Raw genomic sequence first — 21,999 nt, 5'->3', positions numbered from 1 at the left:
CCGGAACTCTACGATGGATCCCGGGACGAGCTGCGCTCGCCCAGGATGACGAGAGTTGTCGGGAGATTTGAGCCCTCTCACTCCGCCGCGCGCAGGAGCCGGCTGCCGATCAGGGCGCCCTTCTGCTCCAGCAGCCCATGCACGGTCGCGGCGATATGGGCATCGATCCGCTTGAGGTCGCGGGTGATGTCGAGCTGGAGCGCGCTGACGACGACAGCCTCGCGCTGGCCGGTGCGCATCTCGGCGAGGTGCGACTCGATCGCCTCGCGCTCGAGCTCGCGGAAGGTCTCCTTCTCGCGGATGATCCGGCGCGCCGTCGGCTCGTCCTCGGAGATGAAGACGGTGATCGCCAGGCGCAGATGGTCGCGCAGCCGCTGATGCATGTCGGCGATGCGCGCCAGAGCCTCGGGCGGCAGCCGGCGCTGGTCCTCGATGCGCTTGCCCGCCATCTGCATCAGGTTCTTCTCGACGATGTCGCCGATGTGTTCGAGGTTGATCGCCAGCACCAGCACCGCCGAGAGCCGGCGCTCGTCGGCCTCCGACAGGGCCGTCTCGGCGATCGCCCCGACATAGAGCTGGATGTGGTTGTAGAGGCTGTCGAGCACGTCGTCGGCGCGGCTCACTGCGGCGACGCGGGCAAGGTCGTCACCTTCGAAAGCGGCGAGCGAGGTCTTGAGCATGTCGTCGACGACATCGACCATGCGCAGCACCTCGCGGGTGGCGTTGGAGAGAGCGATGGTCGGCGTCGCCAGAGCGGACTTGTCGAGATAGCGCGAGCGTGAGGGGTCGGCCTCCGGGGCAGGCTCGGGCAGGAGGCGCATCAGCAACCGCGCGATCCCCGGCAGCGGCACCAGGAAGAGCCCCGCCATCGCGAGGTTGAAGGACAGGTGGAACAGGGCAGCCGCCTGAGCGGGTGTCAGGGCGAGCTGCTCGACGAGCCGGGTCAGCAGGGGCAATAGCGCCAGCCCGAGCAGGCAGCCCAGGACGCGGTTGGCGATATTGCCCAGCGGCACCCGGCGAGCGGCGGCGTTACCCTTCAGCGCCTGGACGAACGGGTTCATCGCCGTGCCAAGATTGCAGCCCAGCACCATCGCCAGCATGGTCGGGGTGCCGATCACGCCGGTCGCCGCGAGGCTCATCACGATCAGGATCGCGGCGAGCGAGGAATGGGCGGCGAAGCTGAGGGCCGCCGCCAGCAGCAGCGCGATCAGGGGATCGTCCGAGAGCGAGCCGAGCACCGTGCGCAGCACCTGCGAGTGCTCGACCGGCCCCATCGTGGCCTGCATCAGCCGCAGCGACAGCAGCATCAGGCCGAGGCCGAAGAGCGCTTTCGCGCTTTCCCTGGCCGGGAGCCGTCCGAAGCGACGCATGCCGGCATAGCCCGCCAGGATCAGAAGCGGCACGAGCATGCTGGTATCGAAGCTGACGAACTGGACGATCAGCGTCGTGCCGACATTGGCGCCGAGCATCATCGCCAGCGCCGGCGCGAGCGCGATCAGCCCCGCACCCGAGAAGGAGGCGATCATCATCGCCGTGGCGGTGCTGGACTGCAGGCCCGCGGTCACAAGCACGCCGGCCCCGAAGGCGCGCCAGCGGCTGTCGAGGCCGGTCGCCAGCACGGCGCGCAGGCGGCTGCCGAAGGCGGCGGAGATGCCCGCCGTCACCATCTGCACGCTCCAGAGCAGCAGCGCGACCTCGCCGGCAAGCGCGAGCAGGATCTGGGTCGGCGTCTGCCCGGTCATAACGCGTTTCCCGCTAGCGCTGCCGCCAGCGCTGCAGGCGGCCGAACACCAGCTTGTCCAGCCCGACATGGGCGAGCTTCACGGCAATGGCGGTCAGCATGATCACACTCGCCATGCCCGCGGCTGAGGCGATGGCGCCGGCCTCGTCCATGTGGACGATGGCGATCGAGGCGAGCTTGGTATCGGCGCCGTAGAGGAAGATCACGGCCGAGACCGTGGTCAGCGCGTTGACGAAGACATAGACGGCGATGTCGAGGATCGCCGGCAGGCAGATCGGCGCGGTGACGCGCCGGAAGGTCGACCAGAACGGCACCTTGAGCGAGGCGGAGACCGATTCGAACTCACCGTCGATCTGCTTCAGGCTGGTCAGGGCAGTGATGTGCCCGACGGTGTAGAAATGGGCGATCGTGTTGATCACCAGGATGGTCAGCGTCCCGTAGAGAGCGTTGAGCGGGTTCCAGCCGGCATTGAAGAAGAAGACATAGCCGAGGCCGAGCACGAGCCCGGGCACCGCCATCGGCAGCATCGCCAGGAACTGCGCGAAGGCGCGCAACCGCGGGAACAGCTTCACCTTCTCGATCAGATAAGCCCCGATGAAGATCAGCGCCGTGCCGATCACCGCGGTCAGCGAGGCCAGCAGGAGCGAATTGCCGTAGGTAGTCCAGCCCTCGGGATCGACGGTGGCGAAGTCGTAATTGTTCAGCGTCAGCGACAGGTTGTAGGGCCAGTATTTGACGAAGGAGCCCCAGATCGCGATGCCGTAGGGGCCGACGATGGCGAGCGCCATCGCGCTGACGAAGGCGAGGAGCGCAAGGTCGCGGCGCCGCTCGGGCCGCGGCGAATAGGGCACGGCGCGAGCCGAGAGCATGGCGCTCTGGCGGCGCTGGACGGCACGATCGACGAAGAAGGCGAGCACGGCCGGCACCAAGAGGATGATGCCGACGACGGCGCCCATCGGGAAGTTCTGCTGGCCGACAACCTGGCGATAGGCGTCGGTCGCAAGCACGCTGAACTGCCCGCCGATCACCTTGGGGATGCCGAAATCGGTAATCACCAGCGTGAAGACCACGAAGGCCGCGCTGATCACGCCATAGCGCGCGCCCGGCAGCGTGATCGTGTGGAAGATGCGCCAGCGCGTGGTGCCCATCGCCTCGGCCGCCTCGCGCAGGCGGCCATCCGACAGGCTGAGCGCGGTGACCAGGATCAGCACGGCATGGGGGAAGCTGTAGAGCGCCTCGGCGCCGATGATGCCGACCGGCCCGTAGAGCGAGGCGCCCATCATCCAGGATTTGAGCAGGCCCTGATTGCCGAAGATGTAGATCAGCGCCAGGCCCGACAGCAGCGAGGGCGCGAAGACCGGCACCATCGCCGCGGCATAGAACAGCCCCCGGCCGGGAATGCAGCTGCGGCGCAGGGCGTAGGCGTAGAGAAAGGCGAGCGGCAGCACGATTCCCGTGGTCACGCTGGCGACGAGCACGCTGTTGGTCAACGAGGAGAGCAGTGTCGGCGTCGTCGCATAGCTGACGAAGTTCGCCAGCCCGACGAAGCGCCCCTGGGTATCCTCGAGGCTCTTGGAGAGCAGCGCCCAGAGCGGCAGGGCGATGATCAGGATGAGCACCGCGCAGAGCGCCAGGATCAGCACGCCGGCGACATGGCGTTCGCTGAGCCGCGGCGGCGAGATCTTCACGGCGGCGCTTGTCATCGTCAGCGGTGTCGCGGCATGGCTCATCGACCACCCCCGGCAAAGACATGCAGCGCCTCGGGCGGAAAGGCGACCGTGCGCACCTGCCCCGGCAGGATGGCGAGGTCGCGCATCGCATTGGTCGAGAAATCGGCAGCGATCCTGGTCGAGCGCGAATTCGTCGGCTCCAGATGCGCCCGGCAATAGGAGCCGAGGAAGGAGAGATCGCCAATCGTCGCGTCGAAGCGATTGGGGGTCTCGGCAGTGATCGAGCGGGTGCGGACCTCCTCGGGACGCATGGCGAGCCGCACCGACGTGCCCACGGCAAAGGGCGCGGCATTTGCGACGAGGAGATCGAGCTCGCCGACGCGCACCTGGCCCGGCCCGGTGACCACCGCGTCGAGGAAGGTCATATGGCCGACGAAATCGGCGACGAAAGGCGTGCCCGGGCGGCGATAGATCTCCTCGGGCGTGCCGACCTGTTCGACGGCGCCGTCGCTCATCACGACGATGCGGTCGGCCATGGCGAGGGCCTCCTCCTGGTCGTGGGTGACCATGATCGTGGTCACGCCGAGCCGCTGCTGGAGAGAGCGCATCTCGTCGCGCAGCCTGATCCTGACCTTGGCGTCGAGCGCCGAGAGCGGCTCGTCGAGCAGCAGCAGCTCCGGCGCAGTCGCGAGTGCGCGGGCCAGGGCGACGCGCTGCTGCTGCCCGCCCGAGAGCTGGATCGGGTATTTCTTGCTCTGTTCGGGCAGGCCGACGAGCGCGAGCAGTTCGTCGACGCGCCGGGTGATCTCGGCCGACGGGCGACGGCGGTTGACCAGGCCATAGCCGACATTGTCGGCGACCGTCAGGTTCGGGAACAACGCATAGGACTGGAAGACGATGCCGAAATCGCGCTCGGCCGGGCTCGCATGGGAGACGTCGCGCCCGCCCATCTGGATGCTGCCGCTGTCCTGCAGGTCGAGGCCGGCGATCGCGCGCAGCAGGGTGGTCTTGCCGCAGCCCGACGGGCCGAGGAAGCAGACGAACTCGCCGCGGTGGATGTCGAGATCGATGCTGCGCAGGGCCTGGAAGGCGCCGAAGCTCTTGGCGAGCTTGCGGATCGAGATAAACGGAGCCGTGTTCGTGCTCATCTTGCCGACCTTCATCTGAACGCGCAGCTGGCTTCGGGCGCGATCTGCCATCACGCCCTGCATGAAACGCGCCGGCCTGGCCCGCCGCGGCGGGCCAGGCCGGCGCGATGGCGTCAGTTCTTGGGCGCCGCCTTCGACTCGTAGCGCTTCGACCATTCGGCGAGGACGCGGTCGCGATTATCGGCCATCCAGGACAGGTCGTTCTTGATCATCCCCGCTTCGGCATTGGCGGGATAGTTGGCGGGCTTGTTCTCGATGCCCCGCGCCGCCACGATCGCATAGGTCTTCGAGTAGAGCTCATTGGCCTCCTTGGTGGTCGACCAGTCGGCGACCTTCTTGGCAACGGCGAGGTTCTTGCTGCCCTTGACGATGGCGCTGGCCTCCATCTCCCAGCCGACGCCTTCCTTCGGGATCACGACCTCGATCGGCGCGCCCTTGCTCTTCTCGGAGGCGCCGCGCATGTCGAGCGCCAGGCCCACGGTGCGCTCGCCGCGCGCCGCCTGGACGCAAGGAGCGGAGCCGGAGTGCAGATAGGCGGCGATGTTCTCGTGCAGGCCGTCCATGAACTTCCAGCCCTCGGCCTCGCCCATGCTCTGCAGCCAGCCCGCGACCATCAGATAGCCCGTGCCGGACGAGGCGGGATGCGGCATCACGATCTTGCCCTTGAGGGCCGGGTTGAGCAGGTCCTTCCATGAGGTCGGCACCGGGACCCCCTTGGCCTCGGCGGTGTTGAAGCAGACGACGCCGAGATAGGCGTCCATGCCGGTCCAGGTGTAGGGCTCGTTGCCGTCGCGGAAGACCGGCTTCAGCGCGTCGGCGCCGGCGGGCTTGTAGGCTTCGAGCAATCCTGCCTTTTTGAACATCAAGAGGCTCGACGCCGCCAGGCCCATCACCATGTCGGCCCGCGGATTGTCCTTCTCGGCCAGGAAGCGGGCGGTGATGACGCCGGTGGAGTCGCGGACCCAGACCACCTCCGCCTCGGGCACGGCCTTCTCGATCGACGCCTTGAACGGGCCGAGCTGGTCGTTCTCCAGCGCAGTGTAGACCGTCACCTTCGTCTTCTGCGCCAGGGCGGCGCCAGGAAGCGCGAGTGCAAAGGCGCCGACGAGGCAGGTAGCAAGCCAGTTCTTCATGATCTCATCCCCTCTTTATTGATCGGTTTGAACGCTCTTTCGACGCTTCTTCCCCTGACATGCAAAAACGCAGGCGGATCGCTCCGCCTGCGTTGGTCTTCTCAGGTCACGCGCTCCAGGGCATCGACCATGTCTTGACGTTGGTGAAGGACTTCATGGCCTCGACGACGCCCTCCTTGTAGCCGAGGCCGGAGTCCTTGATGCCACCGAAGGGCGACATCTCGATCCGGTAGCCCGGAACTTCCCAGAGATTGACCGTACCGACCTCCAGCTCGGCGACGAAGCGCTGGATGTAGTCGAAGCGGTTGGTGCAGATGCCGGAAGACAGACCATAGGCAGTCGAGTTCGAGATCGCGATGACCTTGGCGATGTCGTCGGGCACCCTGATGATCGGGATGACCGGGCCGAAGGTCTCCTCATGCACAAGCTCGCAGGTGTACGGGATCTTGTCGACCACGGTCGGGTGGAACAGCGCTCCTTCCGCCCGCTTGCCGTAGAGGACCTCGGCGCCCTTCGTCACGGCATCGTCGACGCGGGCCTGGAAGAGCGCGGCCGAGCGGGCGTTGATGACGGTGCCGACATCGGTCGCCGGGTCCATCGGGTCGCCGCATTTCAGCTTCTTCGCCTTCTCGACGACGAGCTTGGAGAAGGCCTCGGCGACGCTCTCGACCACCAGGATGCGCTTCACTGCCGTGCAACGCTGGCCGGAGTTCTTGGTCGCGCCGGTGACGGCGAGCTCGGCCGCCTTGTCGAGATCGGCATCCTCCATCACGATCAGCGGATCGTTGCCGCCGAGCTCGAGCACGATGCGCTTGTAGCCGGCGGTATTGGCGATGTGCTTGCCGACCCGGACCGAGCCGGTGAAGGTCACCAGGTCCGCATCGGGATCGGTGATCATCGCATCGCCCATGGTCGAGGGATTGCCGGTGACGACCGACAGCATCTCCGGCGGCAACCCGGCCTCGTAGAGCACGTCGGCCAGCGCCAGCGCCGTCAGCGGCGTCAGCTCGGTCGGCTTCAGCACCAGGCGGTTATTGGTCGCGATCGCCGGCGCCAGCTTGTGGCTGACCATGTTGAGCGGGTGGTTGAACGGCGTGATCGCCGAGATCACCCCGAGCAGCGGCTGGCGCGTCGTGAAGATCTTGCGGGCCTTGCCGTTCGGCGAGATGTCGCAGGAGAACATCTCGCCATCGTCCTTGATGGTGAGTTGGGCCGCGAAGGACCAGACGTCGTAGGCGCGGCTGGCCTCGTAGAGCGAGTCCTTCCAGCACAAGCCGGCCTCGGCGGTGATCAGCCGGGCGAAGTCTTCCTTGCGTGCGAACAGAAGTTCGGCCGTCTTCTGCAGGATGCGCTGGCGCTCATAGCGCGTCAGTACCGGCTTGAACGCCTTGGCCTTGGCGAAGGCCTCGCGGACATGCTCAGGTCTTGCCGCGGGAATGAGCCCGACGACGCTGTCGTCATAGGGGTTGCGGACCTCGACCATGTCCTCGGTCGAGACCAGTTTGCCAGCGATCCGCATCGCCTCGCGCCGCACCGGCGGCTTCACGGTCGCGTTCATCGTCAGTGCACCAGGTTGAGGGCGACGTCGAAGACGTCGAAATTGCGCAGGATACGCCCGTCCGGGACGGTGATCGGCCGGTTGGCGATCATCGGCACGCGCTGCTCGGTGATGCCGCCATGCGAGCGCAGCGGCTCGGTCAGGCCGGAGAGGTCGTGCCTGTCGGGCGAGGTGCCGATCACCTTCTGCCGGTTCGAGATCGCGACGACGTCGCCGATCCGGTCGGCTGGCAATTCGAAGCGCTCGCAGGCCTCGGCCGCCGTTACCGCGAGCGCGATGCCGTCGAGGCCGGAGATGCGGGCGGCGACCTCTTCCTGGCTGGCGCCGTCAGGCAGATAGACCGTGGCGAAGGAGCCGAGCGCGCCGTGATGCACGACGTAAGGGTCGGTGATCGGCAGGATCACCCGCATCGTGCCCTTGCCGTACCACTCGTCCATCAGGCTCTGCAGATAGATGACGTCCGGCTCGCCATTGGCCAGGTGCTTGTCGTTCATGCCGTGGTCGGCGGTGATGACGAGCGTGCAGCCAAGCGCATCGAGCTTGCCGACATAACCGTCGAACATGGCGTAGAAGCTGTCGGCCATCTCCGAACCCGGCGCCGCCTTGTGCTGCACATAGTCGGTGGTCGAGAGGTACATCAGGTCCGGCTTGAAGCTCTCGAGCAGCTTGACGCCGGCGGCGAAGACGAACTCCGAAAGGTCAGCCGAATAGACCGACGGCACCGGCATGCCGACGAAATCCAGCACCTTCTCGATGCCGTTTTCCGCCTTGTTCGCCTTGTCGGCCTTCTCGGAGGAGAAGGCGATTGCCGAGCCGCTGGTGAAGTCGAGCCCCTTGCCGAGCAGGGTGCGCAGCTTGTCCTTGGCGGTGACCATCGCGACCTTGAGGCCGGCCTGCTGGAACTCGGCGAGGATGGTCGGAGCGCGCAGGAAGCGCGCATCGTTCATCATCACCTCTTCCTTGGCCTCGCGGTCGTAGAAGAAGTTGCCGGCGATGCCGTGGACCGCCGGTGGGCGCCCGGTGATGATCGAGAGGTTGTTCGGGTTGGTGAAGCTCGGGATCACCGAATAGGCGTAGGTGCTCGCCCCCGTCTTCATGATCCGGTCGAGGTTCGGCGTCAGCCCCTTGGCGCTGGCCGCCTCGATATAGGCCGGCTCCGAGCCGTCCATGCAGATCACCACCGTCGGACGAGCCGGGCGGGCATAGCCGCGGCCGTTGGCGATGACCGCGCCGTCGATTTTCGTATGAACCGTCATGATCTGCTCCTCAGGCGGCCGACTTCAGGCCGACGCCCATCTCGTCGAGAACCGACGACACGGTGGCGACGAAATTGCGCATGTCCTGCGCGCCCAGCGCTCCGATGCAGCCGATCCGGAAGCTGTCGGCAACCGTGAGCTTTCCGGGATAGATGACGTAGCCGGCATCCTTCAGCGCGTCGTAGAAGCGCTGGAACACGAAGTTCTTGTCCTGCGGCATGTGGAAGGTGACGATGATCGGCGCCTGCCGGGCCGCCGGCAGCAACGTCCGGAAGCCGAGCTCCTGCATGCCCTCGATCAGGATGCGGGCGTTGTCGGCATAGCGCTCGCCACGCCCGGCGACGCCGCCCTCGGCCCAGAACTCCTGCAGCGCCGCATGGAAGGCGACGATGACGTGGATCGGCGGGGTGAAGCGGTACTGGCCGGTGCGCTCGAAGCCGGCGTTCTGGTCGTAGAGGTCGAGCACCAGCGTGGTGGCGTTGCCCTTGGTCTCGGCGAGCGCGCTCTTGCGGGCGATGACGAAGCCGAGGCCCGGAACGCCCTGGATACACTTGTTCGAGGACGCCGCGACCGCGTCGAAATGGACCTCGCGGCTGTCGAGCGCCAGGGCGCCGAAGGCGCTCATCGAGTCGACCAGCAACCGGCGGCCATGGCGCTTGACCAGCGCCGCGATCGCCTCGACCGGGTTGCGGATGCCGCTGGTGGTTTCGCAATGGACCGTGAAGATGTGAGTGATGCCGGCATCCGCCACCAGCATGCGGTCGACCTCGGTAAGATCAGGCGGTGTGTCCTCGGCGGTCTCGTGGACGACGACGGCGCGGCCCGCGATCTCCAGGATGCGCTTGGCGCGCTGGCCATAGGCGCCGTTGATCAGGACCAGGATCTTGCCGTCGCGCGGCACGAAGGTGGTCAGCATGGCTTCGACGGCGAAGGTGCCGGAGCCCTGCATCGGCACGGTGACGAAGTCCTCGCCGCCATGGATGATCTTCGGCAGCTCCTCGAGAACAGCCTTGTTGATCCCGACGAAAGTGGCATCGCGCGAGCCCCAGTCGTGCACCATCGCTTCTTTGATGGCCTTGCTCGTCGTCAGCGGGCCGGGCGTCAGCAGAAGAGGGTCACCGGTTTCGGAGGAGGCAGGGCGGCGGGCCTGGGCCATGATGGTCTCGCGATGTCGTTGCGGCGGGTGATCTCGACGCTAGGATCGCGGTTGACATAGGTCCAATACATCGTTTCCATATCATCCATAGATAGGATCTATGGCATGGCCATCAGCTATTCCGGGCTCTCCGCTTTCCATGCCGTGGCCGAGGCGCAGAGCTTCACCGGCGCCGCCAGGACCCGCAATGTCAGCCAGCCGACCCTATCCGCCCAGGTCCGCGGGCTGGAGGACGCCTATGGCGTCAGGTTGTTCGATCGTGCCGGCCGGCAGGTGAAGCTGACCCCGCTCGGGCAGAGCCTGTTCGTCATCACGGCCAGGCTGTTCGCAGCGGAGGACGAGGCGCAGTCCCTGCTCGCCGGCAGCCGCACCTTGCAGCGGGGACATCTACGGATAGCGGCCGACAGCGCCACCCATGTCATGGCCACCCTCGCCCGCATGCGCGAGCGCTATCCGGGCCTGACCTTCTCGCTGACGATCGGCAATTCCTCGGAGGTCGTCGACCAGATCATGGACTTCGCCGCCGATGTGGCGATCACGGCGCGCGCCAACTCCGACCCGCGCATCCACAGCATCAAGCTGCGCTCCGACGATCTCATCGCCTTCGTCTCGGACCAGCACGAGCTGGCAAGGCACGAGCAGTTGCCGATCGAGGCTTTCGCCGGCCAGGACATCGTCCTGCGCGAGCGCGGCTCGATCACCCGCGAGGTCTTCGAAAACCGGCTGTCGGTCGCCGGGATCAAGCCCGCGAACCTGCTGGAGGTGCAGTCGCGCGAGGCCGTCCGCGAGGCCGTCGCCTTCGGTTTCGGCATCGGCGTGGTCTTTGCCTCCGAGTTCAGGTCGGAAGCCGGCCTGAAGCGCATCGTCATCACCGGAGCCGAGTTCGACGTCGGCGAATACGTCGTCTGCCGGGCAGAACGCCAGCGCCTGCCGCTGGTGCGCAGCTTCTTCGAGACGGTTCAGAACCTCTGAAGGGCAGCTCCGCTCAGGACGCCCGCACCGCCGGGCGCAGGCATTCCAGCGTCGCCAAACCGCGGCGTCAGGGACCGAGCACCGTCAGGATGAGTCGCACCGGCTGCTCGCCGACATTGCTGAACCAATGCTCGGTATCGACCAGCACCGTCGCAGTGTCGCCAGCGTTCAGCGTGATCGTTTCCTGCCCGGCATGGACCTCTAGGCGGCCGGCGAGAATGTGGAAAATCTCGCGAGTTCCCGGCTTATGCGGCGCGAAGCGATTTGATGTCGCTCCCGGCGGAACGCTGTAGGACAAGAGCTCCAGATCCGGTGTCGGGCGCGCCAGCGTCAACCGCTCGATTCCCGTCACATCGTCGAAGAAGCGTAAGTTCTCGCCGACGCGGGTGATCTGGGCGTTGTCGCGCTCCACAAGCTCGGCGAGCTCCAGGCCGAGGCCGCGGGCAATGGCGATCGCGTTGCGCAATGTCGGGCTGAGCAGCCCGCGCTCGACCCGCGACAACGCAGCCGCCGAGACGCCGCTCGTCCCGGCGAGCTGGTCGAGCGTAACGCCGAGCTGCGTGCGGCGCGTGCGCACGGCATTCCCGAACCGGACATCCTGATCCTGTGACTCTGCCTCCACGCTACACCCCTGCGCTTGACAATTTGCATATTAGCAAAAATAATTTCTGATCTGCAAATCGAGATTGCCCCATGTCCACCTTCCTCAGCGCGCTGCCGGCGCTGTCCACCATTCTCGCCCTCGCCTTCGGAGCGCGTTCGCTCCACGCCGCTCTTCTCGGCGCAGGAACGGCCGCGCTTGCCATCCTGCTGGCCTTTCCGCTCCCGCCGGACAGCATCGTGCCGGCCACCTTGCGCTGGACCCCTATCCTGATGGAAGTCCTGCTGATCGTCGCGGGTGGGCTACTGCTGTCGGAGGTGCTGCGACAGGCCGGTGGGCAGGCTGCGCTGGCGAGCTGGATCCGCGGACGCTCCGGCCAGGGCGTCAGCGCGATCCTGCTGGTGGTGCACGGCGTCACGCCATTCGCGGAATCGCTGACCGGCTTCGGCATAGGCGTCACCATCGGCATACCCTTGCTGGCGCATTTCGGCCTGCCGGCGCGCAAGGTCGCAGTAATCAGCCTGCTCGGCCTCTGCGCCGTGCCATGGGGATCGATGGGGCCGGGAACGCTGATCGCCGCGACGATGTCCGGCCTCTCCTTCCGTGATCTGGGCGTTGCCTCCGCGGCGATCAGCGTCATCCCCTTCGTCGTGACCGGGACCATCGCCGCCTGGCTCGCGGCCTCCCCCGAGGAACGGGGCAAGGCGGTGCTGCAGGGGACGCTGTCCGGCATCGCGCTGACGCTCGCGGTTGCAGCGGCCAACACCGTCTTCGGAACGGCGCCCGCGGGCGCCCTCGGCGCACTCGTGATGATCGTCCTGCATGTCCTCCTCGGACACCGGCGCGGCGGCAGCGTGCAGTTGGAAGCCGTCGGGCGCAGGGCGCTGTGGAGCTACGCCGTCCTGCTCGGCGGCGTGCTGGCCGCCGGCTGGGCCGTGCGGACGAGCGGCCTCTCGGAAAACTGGCGCTATCTCGGCTCGCCGGCGCTCTGGCTGTTCATCGCCGCGGCCTGGTTCACGCGGGGCCGGCCGGCGACCCAGTCGCTGCACAAGGCCTGGGCGTCATGGCGCGAGGTCGCGCCGGTGACCGGCCTGTTCATCCTGCTCGGCATTCTGATGGCGGTGTCGGGCATGGCCGCGCATCTGGCCCAAACCCTGGCGGGAGCCGGCACGGCCTATCTGGCGGCCGCTCCGTTCGTCGGCGCGGTGGGCGGCTTCGTGACCGGTTCCAACAGCGGCGCCAATGCGATGTTCGCCACCACCCAGGCCGAGATCGCCCGCTCGCTCGGCGTCGATGTGCTCTGGTTCATGGCGGTCCACAACGTTGCGGCGGCTTTCCTGCTCATGGCCTCGCCGGGCAAGATCGAGATGGCCGTGCAGCTCTCGCCGGCGGGCGCAGCCGAGCATCGCCGCTGGATCCAGCTCATGATGCTGGGTGTCGCTCTCGTTGTCGTCACGGCGCTGGCGGTGCTGAATCTCGTCTGAAGGCCAGCGCGCCCAGCCTCTCTCGCGTCAGGCCGCCACCGACAGCAATCCGATCTGGCGCGCGAGCCTTGTGCACTGCTCGCGAATATCGGGAATGGCGACCGTCTCCCAGAACGCCGCCCGCGTCAGCGGCCCGATCGCGAAAAGCCGGCGCGAGGCCGCCCCCGAGGCATCGAGCACCGCATAATCGGCCGAGACATCGATGCCGATGCGCAAGGCGTCGACCCGCACCGCCCCCTGTCGGAGCAGCGACTGCAAGGCCGGATTGGTCGACAGGCTGGGATCGCCCGTGATCCCCCTGCAGTCGATGATGCTGCCGACCGACAACATCTCAGGGGCGGTCTGACCGCGCGGGCGATAGGATACGCTTAAGCCGTGCTCATCTGCCTCGCACGACAGCATCCTGCCCTGGAGAATGCGCAACTGTCCGCTGGCGATCGCCTCCTGCAGCCGTCTGTCGGCCTGCGGCGCCATGCGGTGGCGATGAACGTCCCAATGTGCCCGCGCATGCTCGAGCAGGCGCGCTTTCGACCGGCTCGACAGCTTCCACCAGATCTCCTGGCTGAAGGGCCGCACGCCATCGACGACGCCGCGCCAGTCGCCGTCCTGGTGCTCGTGATCGGCGAGCACGCCGCGGAACCAGCGCATGAGCGTCGCGCCGCTGGCCCCGAAGGGGATATCCTCCTTGTCGAAGCGAACGGGCGAGGCATCGCGGTGGACCCGCGGCAGCAGCCCGCGCCGCGACAGCGCGTGGATCGGCCCGGCATAGCCTTTCTGCAGCAGGGTCAGGACATAGTCGACCATCGACAGGCCGGTCCCGAGAATGAGGATCGGCTTGCCGGTCTCTGCCGCTCGCGCCGCCTCGGCCGTCCATGGGCTGACATGGCGATCGGCCTGCTGCCAGTCATAGGCCTCGTTGCCGGTCGCAAGGATCGCGACCTGGCCGAGATGGGTCGTCCCGTCGTCGAGCGTCGCGACGACCCGGCCTGCCCTCTCCTCGATGGCGCGGCATTCGCCTCGGACGATGGTCAGCCGATCCTGCCCTTCCGGCCCGGCACGCTCCTGCGCGACCAGTTGGGACATGTACTCGCCGTACAGATGCCGCGGCGCGAAGCAGTAGGGATCCGGGCAGGGTTCGAACCGGCTCGCGGCCGCCTCGCTCAGCCAGCGCCAGAAATGCAGCGGATCGTCTGGAAAGGCGCTCATGTTCGCGGCCCGGACGTTCAGCAGGTGCTCGGGACGATCGGTCGAGAAGGCCAGGCCGGGCCCGACCCGCTCGCGGCGCTCGATCAGCGTCACCACGCAGTTGTCGCGCGGATCACGCAGCAGGTGGCACGCCATCAGCACGCCGCTGGCACCGCCGCCGACGATGATGATGCGCTTCCCCGGCGCGGCATTCACAGGCGAGATTTCCGCTGCATTCAGTCTCCGCGGCTGGGGTCAGGGCGCGGCCGGAACGATGCGGCAGCGCGATCTATCTCGTTGTTATCGCGCCCGATTTTCTCAAAGGAAGGCTTCGACCATTCGGTCCGATGCGATGGGGCCCACGACATGGCTACCCCACGACAAATCAAATAGGCAAGGCCATCGCCACGACGGAACTGTTCAGTGCGGGGGCCTGGACGCGCTTGACACCATTTGCTGCGCGGCGCGCCGCGACGAGCAATCTCGTCCAGAAACAGGTCGCCGGCGCATAGGTAATGACAACGGGAGCGTCGATCAGGGTCGATATCGACGCCTGGCGTCTCGATCCTCGGAATCGATCACGCTGCATCCCGGCGCTTCCGCCCGAATGCAGCGTGACCTCAAGCCGCCCTGCCGGTCAAACCAGGTCGGCCCGAGCCGATCCCGATCTAGCCCCGCGAGGCCGCGATGCTCTCGTCCCGCAGGCGCTCATAGCTCGCCTGGTCGACCGGAGCCGCCTCGGGATTGCCGAGGTCGTTCATCTGGACGCGGTAGGTCTCGCGGGTCGACCAGGCCGCCGCTGCCGCGACGGCACAGATGGCGAAGGCGATCGCGCCGACCACCAGCGGCACATTCTGCGAGCCCGGAGGGGCGACGGTGGCGAACAGGGCCGGCAGCAGCGCGGTGACGGCGGTGCCGAGATTCTGCGAGATCGCCATCGAGGAGACGCGGGTCCGGGTCGGGAACAGCTCCGGAAAGAAGCTTGGGAAGATCGCGTTGTAGCCCTGGTAGACCACGCCCCACATCAGCAGCGACATCACGATCGCCAGCGGCACGCTGTGGATCGAGATCGCATAGAGATAGCCGAAGGCGAGCAGACCGGAGCCGAGGGCGCCGACGATGATGGGCGGGCGACGGCCGATCTTGTCCGAGAGGTTTCCGACATAGGGGATCACCAGGCAGGCGACGATGTTCCCCATCACCGGGATCCAGAGATAGACGTCCTTGTGGAAGCCGATGCCATAGGCGGCCTGGACCGCATAGGCAGCACCGAAGATGGTGGCGACGACCGGGATGACGTTCATCAGCGCCATCAGGATGACGCGGATCATGTCCGGCCAGTTGGTCTGGATCGCCTCGATGACGGGCGAACGCGGCGTCGCGTTCTGGCTGTCCTCTTCCCTGAAGGCCGGGGTCTCGTCGACCTCGCGACGGATGATCCAGCCCGCGATGATGACGACGAAGCTCAGCAGAAAGGGAATGCGCCAGCCCCAGCTGTTGAACGCTGCCTCCGGCATGAAATGGGCCAGCGGCAGGAAGACGGCCGCGGCCAGGATCTGCCCCGCCTGCACCCCCTGCAGCGTGTAGCTGGCATAATAGCCGCGGCGGCCGAAGGGCGCGTGCTCGAGGATCATCGAGCTCGCGCCCGAGATCTCGCCGGCGACGGCGAAGCCCTGGATCAGGCGCATGAGGACGAGCAGGATCGGCGCCAGGATGCCGACCTGTTCGTAGGTCGGCAGCAGGCCGACCGCGATGGTCGAGAAGCCCATCAGGAACATGCACAGGATCAGCACATTCTTGCGTCCGTGCGTGTCCCCCCAGTGCCCGAGCACGAAGGCGCCGATCGGGCGGGCGACATAGCCGACGCCGTAGGTCGCCAGCGAGGCGACGATCGCCACGGTCGGATTGCTCGACGGAAAGAAGATCTGCGGGAAGATCAGCGACGCTGCGGTCGCGTAAATGAAGAAGTCATAATACTCCAGCGCCGAGCCGATCCAGCCGCTGGCTGCCGCCTTCTTCGATTGTTGCCTGTGCTGGATGTCAGCATGCAAAGCTGCCGTCATGTTCCACTCCCGATGATTACTTGTTTCTGTTTCTTGCGCCGCAGCTTTTCGTGCGGCGCTTATGCGAGGCAGGCACAATCTGCGGCGATCCGGACGCCGCTCCCGTCAGACACGCAAACCCGGTAACGCGATCGAAATTCGGCCGTGCCCGCGGCCTATCTCGCGCGCAGGGCAAATTCGGAGGAGAAGCAGGCGGTGGGGGCTCGCAAGTCCTGCCGCGCCGCAAAATCGGGGCTCATCCACGCCGATGCGAGGCCGTCCGCGCGAGCGCCGAGCAGTCCGTCGCAGGGATGAGTCTTATGCAATCTCTCCTCCTGCTCATAACCTACCAAGACGAAATCGCGATGAATAATGCAAATTACGCTGAAATTCATAATCTGTAGATTATGTATCGTTGAGGAAGCGCTCGAGCGAGCAGCCCGTTCGGCGTGCCGTTTCCGCCGCGCCGAGCTCTCGACAAACGATCAACGTGCCGAACCTCCAGCACCGTCGAAGCACAACTCCCCTGGGCAGTGGCCTGAAACGTTTCAGATGACCTTCGGGCTACACTTCCGCCGCCAGCCGGGTATCGTGGCCCGGCGAATCCTCGCCGGCCTCTGGCCCGGCGAGTTTGGGGCATGCAGGCGCGCGCCGTCGCGAAAGGGCAGAGAATGAAGACGTCGATCGCAACGGTCTCGCTGTCCGGCAATCTTTCGCAGAAGCTCGAAGCCATCGCGGGCGCCGGCTTCGACGGCATCGAGATCTTCGAGCAGGACTTTCTCGCTTCGGATTTCACGCCCGGCGAGGTCGGCCAGATGGTGCGCGACGCCGGGCTCGAGATCACCCTGTTCCAGCCCTTCCGCGATTTCGAGAGCCTGCCCGAGCCCTATCGCAGCCGGGCCTTCGCCCGCGCCGCCCGCAAATTTGAGCTGATGAACCAGCTCGGCACCGATCTCGTGCTGGTCTGCTCGACCACGCATTCGGCCGCCCTCGGCGGCATCGACCGCATGGCCCAGGATTTTCACGATCTCGGCGATCTGGCGAAGCGGCATGGCGTGCGCGTCGGCTTCGAGGCGCTATGCTGGGGCCGTTTCGTCAACGACCATCGCGACGCCTGGGAGGTGGTGCGGCGCGCTGACCATCCCAATGTCGGCCTGATCCTCGACAGCTTCCATACGCTCGCCCGGCGCATCGATCCGGATTCGATCCGCGCCATCCCCGGCGACCGGATCTTCTTCGTGCAGCTCGCCGACGCGCCCGCGATCGACATGGACCTGCTCTACTGGTCGCGCCACTTCCGCAACATGCCGGGCGAAGGCGATCTCGACGTCACCGGCTTCATGCGCGCCGTGACCGCGACAGGCTATGCCGGGCCGCTGAGCCTGGAGATATTCAACGACCAGTTCCGTTCGGGCCTGCCGCGCCTGGTGGCGCAAGACGGCCATCGCAGCCTGATCGCCGTGATGGATCGGGTGCGCCGGGTCGAGCCGGCGCTGCCTGCGGATCTGCCCGCCTTTGCCCCGCCGGCCCCGGTCGCGGGCGTCGAGTTCCTCGAATTCGCCACCAGCGCCAAGGAAGCACCCGGTCTGGAGGCGCTGCTGCGCTCCTGCGGTTTCGAGAAGACCGGCAACCATGTCTCGAAGCCGGTAGGCCTGTGGCGGCAGGGCGGCGTCAACGTCCTGGTCAACACCGACGCCAGCGGCTTCGCCAATAGCTCCTATCTCGTCCATGGCACGGCGGTGTCGGAGATCGCGCTGATGCTGCCCGATGCGCGCGCCGCCTTCGAGCGCGCGAGTGCGCTGCTCGCCCAGCCGCATGCGCAGGCTGCCGGCGAGGGCGAGCTGAGCATCCCCGCCATTCGCGGCGTCGGCGGCAGCGTCCTGCGCTTCCTCGACGCAACGTCCGATCTCGGCCGCATCTGGGACATCGACTTCAGGACGAGCCCGGCAGCCGCGGGCGCCGGCCTGACGCGGATCGACCATCTCGGGCAGACCATGCCCTATGACGAGATGCTGAGCTGGTCGCTGTTCTACACCAGCATCTTCGACGCCCATAAGTCGCCGGTCGTCGATGTGGTCGATCCCGACGGGCTGGTCCGCTCGCTGGCGGTGCAGTCCGGCGGTCTGCGCGTCACCCTGAACGGGGCCAGCGCGCGCGGGACCCTGGCCGGGCGCTTCATCGAGGACAGCTTCGGCTCCTCAGTCCAGCACATCGCCTTCGCCAGCGACGACATCTTCGCCACCGCGGCGGCGATGGCCGCGCGCGGTTTCCCGGTGCTGCAGATCGGCGCGAACTACTATCACGACGTCGAGGCACGCTTCGGCCTGCCGCCGGCACTGATCGAGCGGATGCGTCTCGCCAACATCCTCTACGACGAGGATGCGGGCGGGCAGTTCTTCCAGTTCTATTCGGCGCCGCGGCCCGACGGCTTCTTCTTCGAGATCGTGCAGCGGCAGGGCAATTATCAGGGCTACGGCGCCCCGAACGCCCCCTTCCGCATCGCCGCGCAGAAGCGCGCGGCCCGCCCGGCGGGGATGCCCAAACGCTAACCTTGCCGGTCGGCGCTCTCCTTGGTCAGCCGCTCCAGCAGGTCGAGGCCGGCAACCACCGGTCCGCCCTGGCGCTTGGTCAGGCCGACCGCACCCGACAGGAAGCGGGCACCAGTCGAGATCTCGCAGAGGTCGCCGCGATCGAGGTCATCGGCGACGACGCCGCGCGAAATGAACCAGACGGCATCCGAGCCAAGCAGGATCGCGCGCCCCACCGGCAGCGCAACCGTCTCGAAGGCGGGCTGCAGCCCCGCCAGGTTGAACGTCATCAGATAATCGTCGACCGCGCGGCGGATGATCGCGGTGGCGGGCGGCAGCAGCACCGGCGCCCGTGTCAGCAATTGCGCCACCGGCTTGTCGCGCAGCGGATGGTCGCCGCGGGCGACCAGCGTGATCTCCTCCTCGTAGAGATGGGCGAAGACCAGGCCCGCCATCTCGCTCGCCGCCGGCATGCGCCCGAGCATGAGGTCGATCGCCCCCTCGCGCAGCAGCCCGACCAGATAGGAATGCGGCCCGGTCTCGATCGCCAGCACCGTCTCGGGCGCGATCTCGCGGAAGCGCAGCGCCACGCGCGGGAACAGGCGCGTCGCCGCCGTGGGCAGGACGCCGACCCTGATCGTGCTGCCGGGCGCGCCCGGATGCAGCGCGGCCGCGCCGGCTTCGAAGGCCTGCAATCCGATGCTGGCATGGCGGCGGAAGAGCGCGCCCTGCTCGGTCAGAACGAGACGCCGCTTCTCGCGCCGGAACAGCGGCGTCGCCAGCAAGGTCTCCAATTCCGCGAGGGTGCGGCTCAGCGCTGGCTGCGTGATGCCCTGGCGACGCGCGACCGCCGACAGGCTACCTTCGACCGCAATATCCAGGAAGGCCCGGATATGGCGCAGCTTGACGGCAGGGTGCATAATCATTTGATTATGTATCCTAGCGATCTTTGCATTATTCGGGCCTGTTTCACCTTGATAGGTTATGGCCAGGAGGAGAGATCGTGCAAGCCCTTACCCGCCCCTATGGCGCTCTCCACTATCGCATTGATGGTCCGTCGGACGCTCCGGCGGTTGTCTTCGCCAACTCGCTCGGCACGGATCTGCGGCTCTGGGACGCGGTCCTGCCGCTTCTCCCCCGGGATCTGCGCTATATCCGCTACGACAAGCAGGGCCACGGCCTCTCGACGCTGGGCAACGGCACCGACATCGCCGACCATGCCGACGACGCCATCGCGCTGATCGAGGCGCTCGCCGGCAAGCCGGTCGCCTTCGTCGGCCTCTCGATCGGCGGCCTGATAGGCCAGACCGTGGCGAGCCGACGTCCCGACCTCGTGCGAGCCCTCGTCCTCTCGAACACTGCGGCCAAGCTCGGCACGGTCGAGAGCTGGCAGGCCCGCATCGACGCCATCGCCGGCCATGGGCTGGAGCATATCGCCGACGCCGTCATGGAGCGCTGGTTCGCTCCCGCCTTCCGCGCCACGCCGGAGCTGGCGCTCTGGCGCGCCATGCTGACCCGGACGCCGGCGGACGGCTATATCGCCGCCTGCAAGGCGCTCTCCCGTGCCGACCAGACCGCCGCGACCGCGGCCCTGCGCCTGCCCACACTGGCGATCGCCGGCGATGCCGACGGCGCCTCCCCGGCCGAGCTGGTCGAGGCGACGGCCGCGCTGGTCCCCGGCTCCGTCTTCCACGTCATCCCCGGCGCCGGCCATCTGCCCTGTGTCGAGAAGCCCGCGGCCTATGCCGCGATCCTGTCCCCGTTTCTGAGGGCCCACGCCCATGACTGAACTTGCCGAGAAGGGCATGTCGATCCGCCGCCGCGTGCTGGGCGAGGCCCATGTCGACCGCGCCGAGGCCAACAAGTCCGAGTTCGACGCCCCGTTCCAGGCGCTGATCACCGATGCCGCCTGGGGCCATGTCTGGGCTCGCGACACGCTGCCGACGCGCGAACGCTCGATGATGACGATCGCGCTCCTGGCCGGGCTCGGCAACTACGAGGAGTTTGCCCTGCATCTGCGCGCCACGCGCAACACCGGTGCGAGCAAGGACGACGTGATGGAGGCCCTCCTCCACGTCGCGATCTATGCCGGCGTCCCGCGCGCCAACCACGCCATCAAAATCGCGAAGGAAATCTTCGCAGCCATGGCTCAGGACGAGCAGGCATAAGAGAACTAGAGGAAACGCCATGAAACCAGCGGAGTTCTACCAGCGCGACCGGACCTCGCAGCCGCCGGCGCTGACGCCCGACTACAAGACCTCGGTCGGGCGCAGCCCGCGCCTGGCGATGCTTTCGCTCCAGAGCTCGCTCTCGGAGATCACCGGCCCGACCTTCGGCCACAGCGACATCGACCCGATCGACAACGACCTGATCAAGAACTACGCCAAATCAGGCGACCCGGTCGGCGAGCGCATCATCGTCCATGGCCGCGTCCTCGACGAGAACGGCCGCGGCGTGCCGAACACGCTGGTCGAGATCTGGCAGGCCAATGCGGGCGGGCGTTATCGCCACAAGAAGGACAGCTATCTCGCGCCGATCGACCCGAATTTCGGCGGCTGCGGCCGCACGCTGACCGACGAGAACGGCTACTACTTCTTCCGCACGATCAAGCCCGGCGCCTATCCCTGGCGCAACTGGGTCAACAACTGGCGCCCGGCCCATATCCACGTCTCGGTCTTCGGCACGGCCTTCAGCCAGCGCCTGATCACCCAGATGTATTTCGAGGGCGACCCGCTGATCGCGAAATGCCCGATCGTCGCGACGATCCCCGACCAGCGCGCCATCGACCAGCTCATCGCGCCGCTCGACCTGAACGCCGCCGTGCCGCTCGACTGCCTCGCCTACAAGTTCGATATCGTGCTGCGCGGCCGCCGCTCGACCCTGTTCGAGAACCGCCTGGAGGGCAACTGATCATGGTCCAGGCTCTGCCCTATCTGAAGGAATCCGCCTCCCAGACCGCTGGTCCTTACGTCCATATCGGCCTGGCGCCGGGCGCTGCGGGCTTCGACATCTATCGCCATGAGCTCGGCCAGACCATCGCTGGCCCGGACGTGCCCGGCGAGCGCATCCGCATCGAGGGCCTCGTCTATGACGGCACCGGCGCGCCGGTGAAGGACATCCTGCTGGAAGCCTGGCAGGCCGACGCCAACGGCATCTACCCTCATCCCGAGGATCCGCGGCATGCTGAGGTCGCGCCGGGTTTCCGCGGCTGGGGCCGGATCATCACCGACTTCGACAGCGGCCTCTGGAGCTTCGAGACGATCAAGCCGGGTCCCGTACCGGGGCGCAACAAGCGCGTGATGGCGCCGCATATCAGCCTCTGGCTCGTCTCGCGCGGCATCAATATCGGCCTCAACACCCGCATGTATTTCGACGATGAGGACAACGGCGCCGACCCCGTGCTGGGCCTCGTCGAGCAGGAGAACCGCCGCCGGACCTTGATCGCCAAGCGCACCGCGCCCGGCGTCTACCGTTTCGACATTCGCCTCCAGGGCGAAGGCGAAACCGTGTTCCTGGACGTCTGAG

General features: G+C 66.9%; 18 protein-coding genes. 7 read left to right on the top strand and 11 right to left on the bottom strand.

The window, feature by feature from the left end:
* Positions 1-77: 77 nt before the first annotated feature.
* From AC1DS0_RS05295 to AC1DS0_RS05265, 7 genes are all read right to left on the bottom strand, one after another.
* Positions 78-1,742: a Na/Pi cotransporter family protein gene (locus AC1DS0_RS05295; protein ID WP_476813338.1), complete on the bottom strand. Its 1,665-nt coding sequence runs from the start codon at positions 1,740-1,742 to the stop codon at positions 78-80.
* A 13-nt stretch (positions 1,743-1,755) separates the two neighbouring features.
* Complete coding sequence (locus tag AC1DS0_RS05290) at positions 1,756-3,471, bottom strand: putative 2-aminoethylphosphonate ABC transporter permease subunit (protein ID WP_476813337.1); 1,716 nt, start codon at positions 3,469-3,471, stop codon at positions 1,756-1,758.
* Positions 3,468-4,559, bottom strand: a complete 1,092-nt coding sequence (locus tag AC1DS0_RS05285; protein WP_476813336.1) for a putative 2-aminoethylphosphonate ABC transporter ATP-binding protein — start codon at positions 4,557-4,559, stop codon at positions 3,468-3,470. The genes AC1DS0_RS05290 and AC1DS0_RS05285 overlap by 4 nt, the downstream gene beginning before the upstream one ends.
* A gap of 113 nt (positions 4,560-4,672) precedes the next feature.
* Positions 4,673-5,692, bottom strand: a complete 1,020-nt coding sequence (locus AC1DS0_RS05280) for a putative 2-aminoethylphosphonate ABC transporter substrate-binding protein (RefSeq protein WP_476813335.1) — start codon at positions 5,690-5,692, stop codon at positions 4,673-4,675.
* Positions 5,693-5,798: 106 nt separating this feature from the next.
* Positions 5,799-7,250, bottom strand: a complete 1,452-nt coding sequence (phnY, locus tag AC1DS0_RS05275; RefSeq protein ID WP_476813334.1) for a phosphonoacetaldehyde dehydrogenase — start codon at positions 7,248-7,250, stop codon at positions 5,799-5,801.
* 2 nt (positions 7,251-7,252) lie between these two features.
* Positions 7,253-8,506, bottom strand: a complete 1,254-nt coding sequence (gene phnA, locus AC1DS0_RS05270) for a phosphonoacetate hydrolase (RefSeq protein WP_476813333.1) — start codon at positions 8,504-8,506, stop codon at positions 7,253-7,255.
* A 10-nt stretch (positions 8,507-8,516) separates the two neighbouring features.
* The gene (locus AC1DS0_RS05265; RefSeq protein ID WP_476813332.1) at positions 8,517-9,662 is read right to left on the bottom strand and encodes a 2-aminoethylphosphonate--pyruvate transaminase; all 1,146 of its coding nucleotides are present in this window, start codon (positions 9,660-9,662) and stop codon (positions 8,517-8,519) included.
* Between the two features lie 105 nt (positions 9,663-9,767).
* Between AC1DS0_RS05265 and AC1DS0_RS05260 the strand changes: the two genes are divergently transcribed.
* Positions 9,768-10,634, top strand: a complete 867-nt coding sequence (locus tag AC1DS0_RS05260) for a LysR substrate-binding domain-containing protein (protein WP_476813331.1) — start codon at positions 9,768-9,770, stop codon at positions 10,632-10,634.
* Between the two features lie 67 nt (positions 10,635-10,701).
* Here AC1DS0_RS05260 and AC1DS0_RS05255 read toward each other — a convergent pair whose 3' ends face one another.
* Positions 10,702-11,211 carry a helix-turn-helix domain-containing protein gene (locus AC1DS0_RS05255; protein WP_476813330.1) on the bottom strand — a complete coding sequence of 170 codons (510 nt, stop codon included), beginning with the start codon at positions 11,209-11,211 and terminating at the stop codon, positions 10,702-10,704.
* 116 nt (positions 11,212-11,327) lie between these two features.
* Here AC1DS0_RS05255 and AC1DS0_RS05250 point away from each other — a divergent pair, with 116 nt between their 5' ends.
* Positions 11,328-12,719, top strand: a complete 1,392-nt coding sequence (locus AC1DS0_RS05250; RefSeq protein WP_476813329.1) for an SLC13 family permease — start codon at positions 11,328-11,330, stop codon at positions 12,717-12,719.
* A 27-nt stretch (positions 12,720-12,746) separates the two neighbouring features.
* On the opposite strand, the gene AC1DS0_RS05245 is transcribed toward AC1DS0_RS05250, so the two are convergent.
* Positions 12,747-14,120, bottom strand: coding sequence for an FAD/NAD(P)-binding protein (locus tag AC1DS0_RS05245; protein ID WP_476813328.1), 1,374 nt, complete (start codon positions 14,118-14,120; stop codon positions 12,747-12,749).
* 452 nt (positions 14,121-14,572) lie between these two features.
* Complete coding sequence (locus AC1DS0_RS05240; RefSeq protein WP_476813327.1) at positions 14,573-15,967, bottom strand: MFS transporter; 1,395 nt, start codon at positions 15,965-15,967, stop codon at positions 14,573-14,575.
* A 650-nt stretch (positions 15,968-16,617) separates the two neighbouring features.
* On the opposite strand from AC1DS0_RS05240, the gene AC1DS0_RS05235 reads away from it, so the two are divergent.
* Positions 16,618-18,495 (top strand): bifunctional sugar phosphate isomerase/epimerase/4-hydroxyphenylpyruvate dioxygenase family protein, encoded by a 1,878-nt coding sequence (locus AC1DS0_RS05235; RefSeq protein ID WP_476813326.1) that lies wholly within the window; start codon positions 16,618-16,620, stop codon positions 18,493-18,495.
* On the opposite strand, the gene AC1DS0_RS05230 is transcribed toward AC1DS0_RS05235, so the two are convergent.
* The gene (locus tag AC1DS0_RS05230) at positions 18,492-19,400 is read right to left on the bottom strand and encodes a LysR substrate-binding domain-containing protein (RefSeq protein WP_476813325.1); all 909 of its coding nucleotides are present in this window, start codon (positions 19,398-19,400) and stop codon (positions 18,492-18,494) included. The genes AC1DS0_RS05235 and AC1DS0_RS05230 overlap by 4 nt on opposite strands.
* 77 nt (positions 19,401-19,477) lie before the next feature.
* Here AC1DS0_RS05230 and pcaD point away from each other — a divergent pair, with 77 nt between their 5' ends.
* From pcaD to pcaG, 4 genes are read left to right on the top strand one after another with little or no spacing between them, the layout of a single operon-like run.
* Positions 19,478-20,263 carry a 3-oxoadipate enol-lactonase gene (pcaD, locus tag AC1DS0_RS05225; protein WP_476813324.1) on the top strand — a complete coding sequence of 262 codons (786 nt, stop codon included), beginning with the start codon at positions 19,478-19,480 and terminating at the stop codon, positions 20,261-20,263.
* Complete coding sequence (gene pcaC / locus AC1DS0_RS05220; RefSeq protein WP_476813323.1) at positions 20,256-20,642, top strand: 4-carboxymuconolactone decarboxylase; 387 nt, start codon at positions 20,256-20,258, stop codon at positions 20,640-20,642. The genes pcaD and pcaC overlap by 8 nt, the downstream gene beginning before the upstream one ends.
* A gap of 19 nt (positions 20,643-20,661) precedes the next feature.
* A complete protein-coding gene (pcaH, locus tag AC1DS0_RS05215) occupies positions 20,662-21,384 on the top strand; it encodes a protocatechuate 3,4-dioxygenase subunit beta (RefSeq protein WP_476813322.1) in 723 nt (240 codons plus the stop codon).
* Between the two features lie 2 nt (positions 21,385-21,386).
* On the top strand, positions 21,387-21,998 hold the full coding sequence (gene pcaG / locus AC1DS0_RS05210; RefSeq protein ID WP_476813321.1) for a protocatechuate 3,4-dioxygenase subunit alpha: 612 nt from the start codon (positions 21,387-21,389) through the stop codon (positions 21,996-21,998).
* Position 21,999: the final 1 nt, after the last annotated feature.

This window comes from Allobosea sp. P4_H5, from assembly GCF_056400825.1.
The sequence above is the reverse complement of the archived record's forward strand: the minus strand, read 5'-3'. Positions and strand labels throughout refer to the sequence as shown.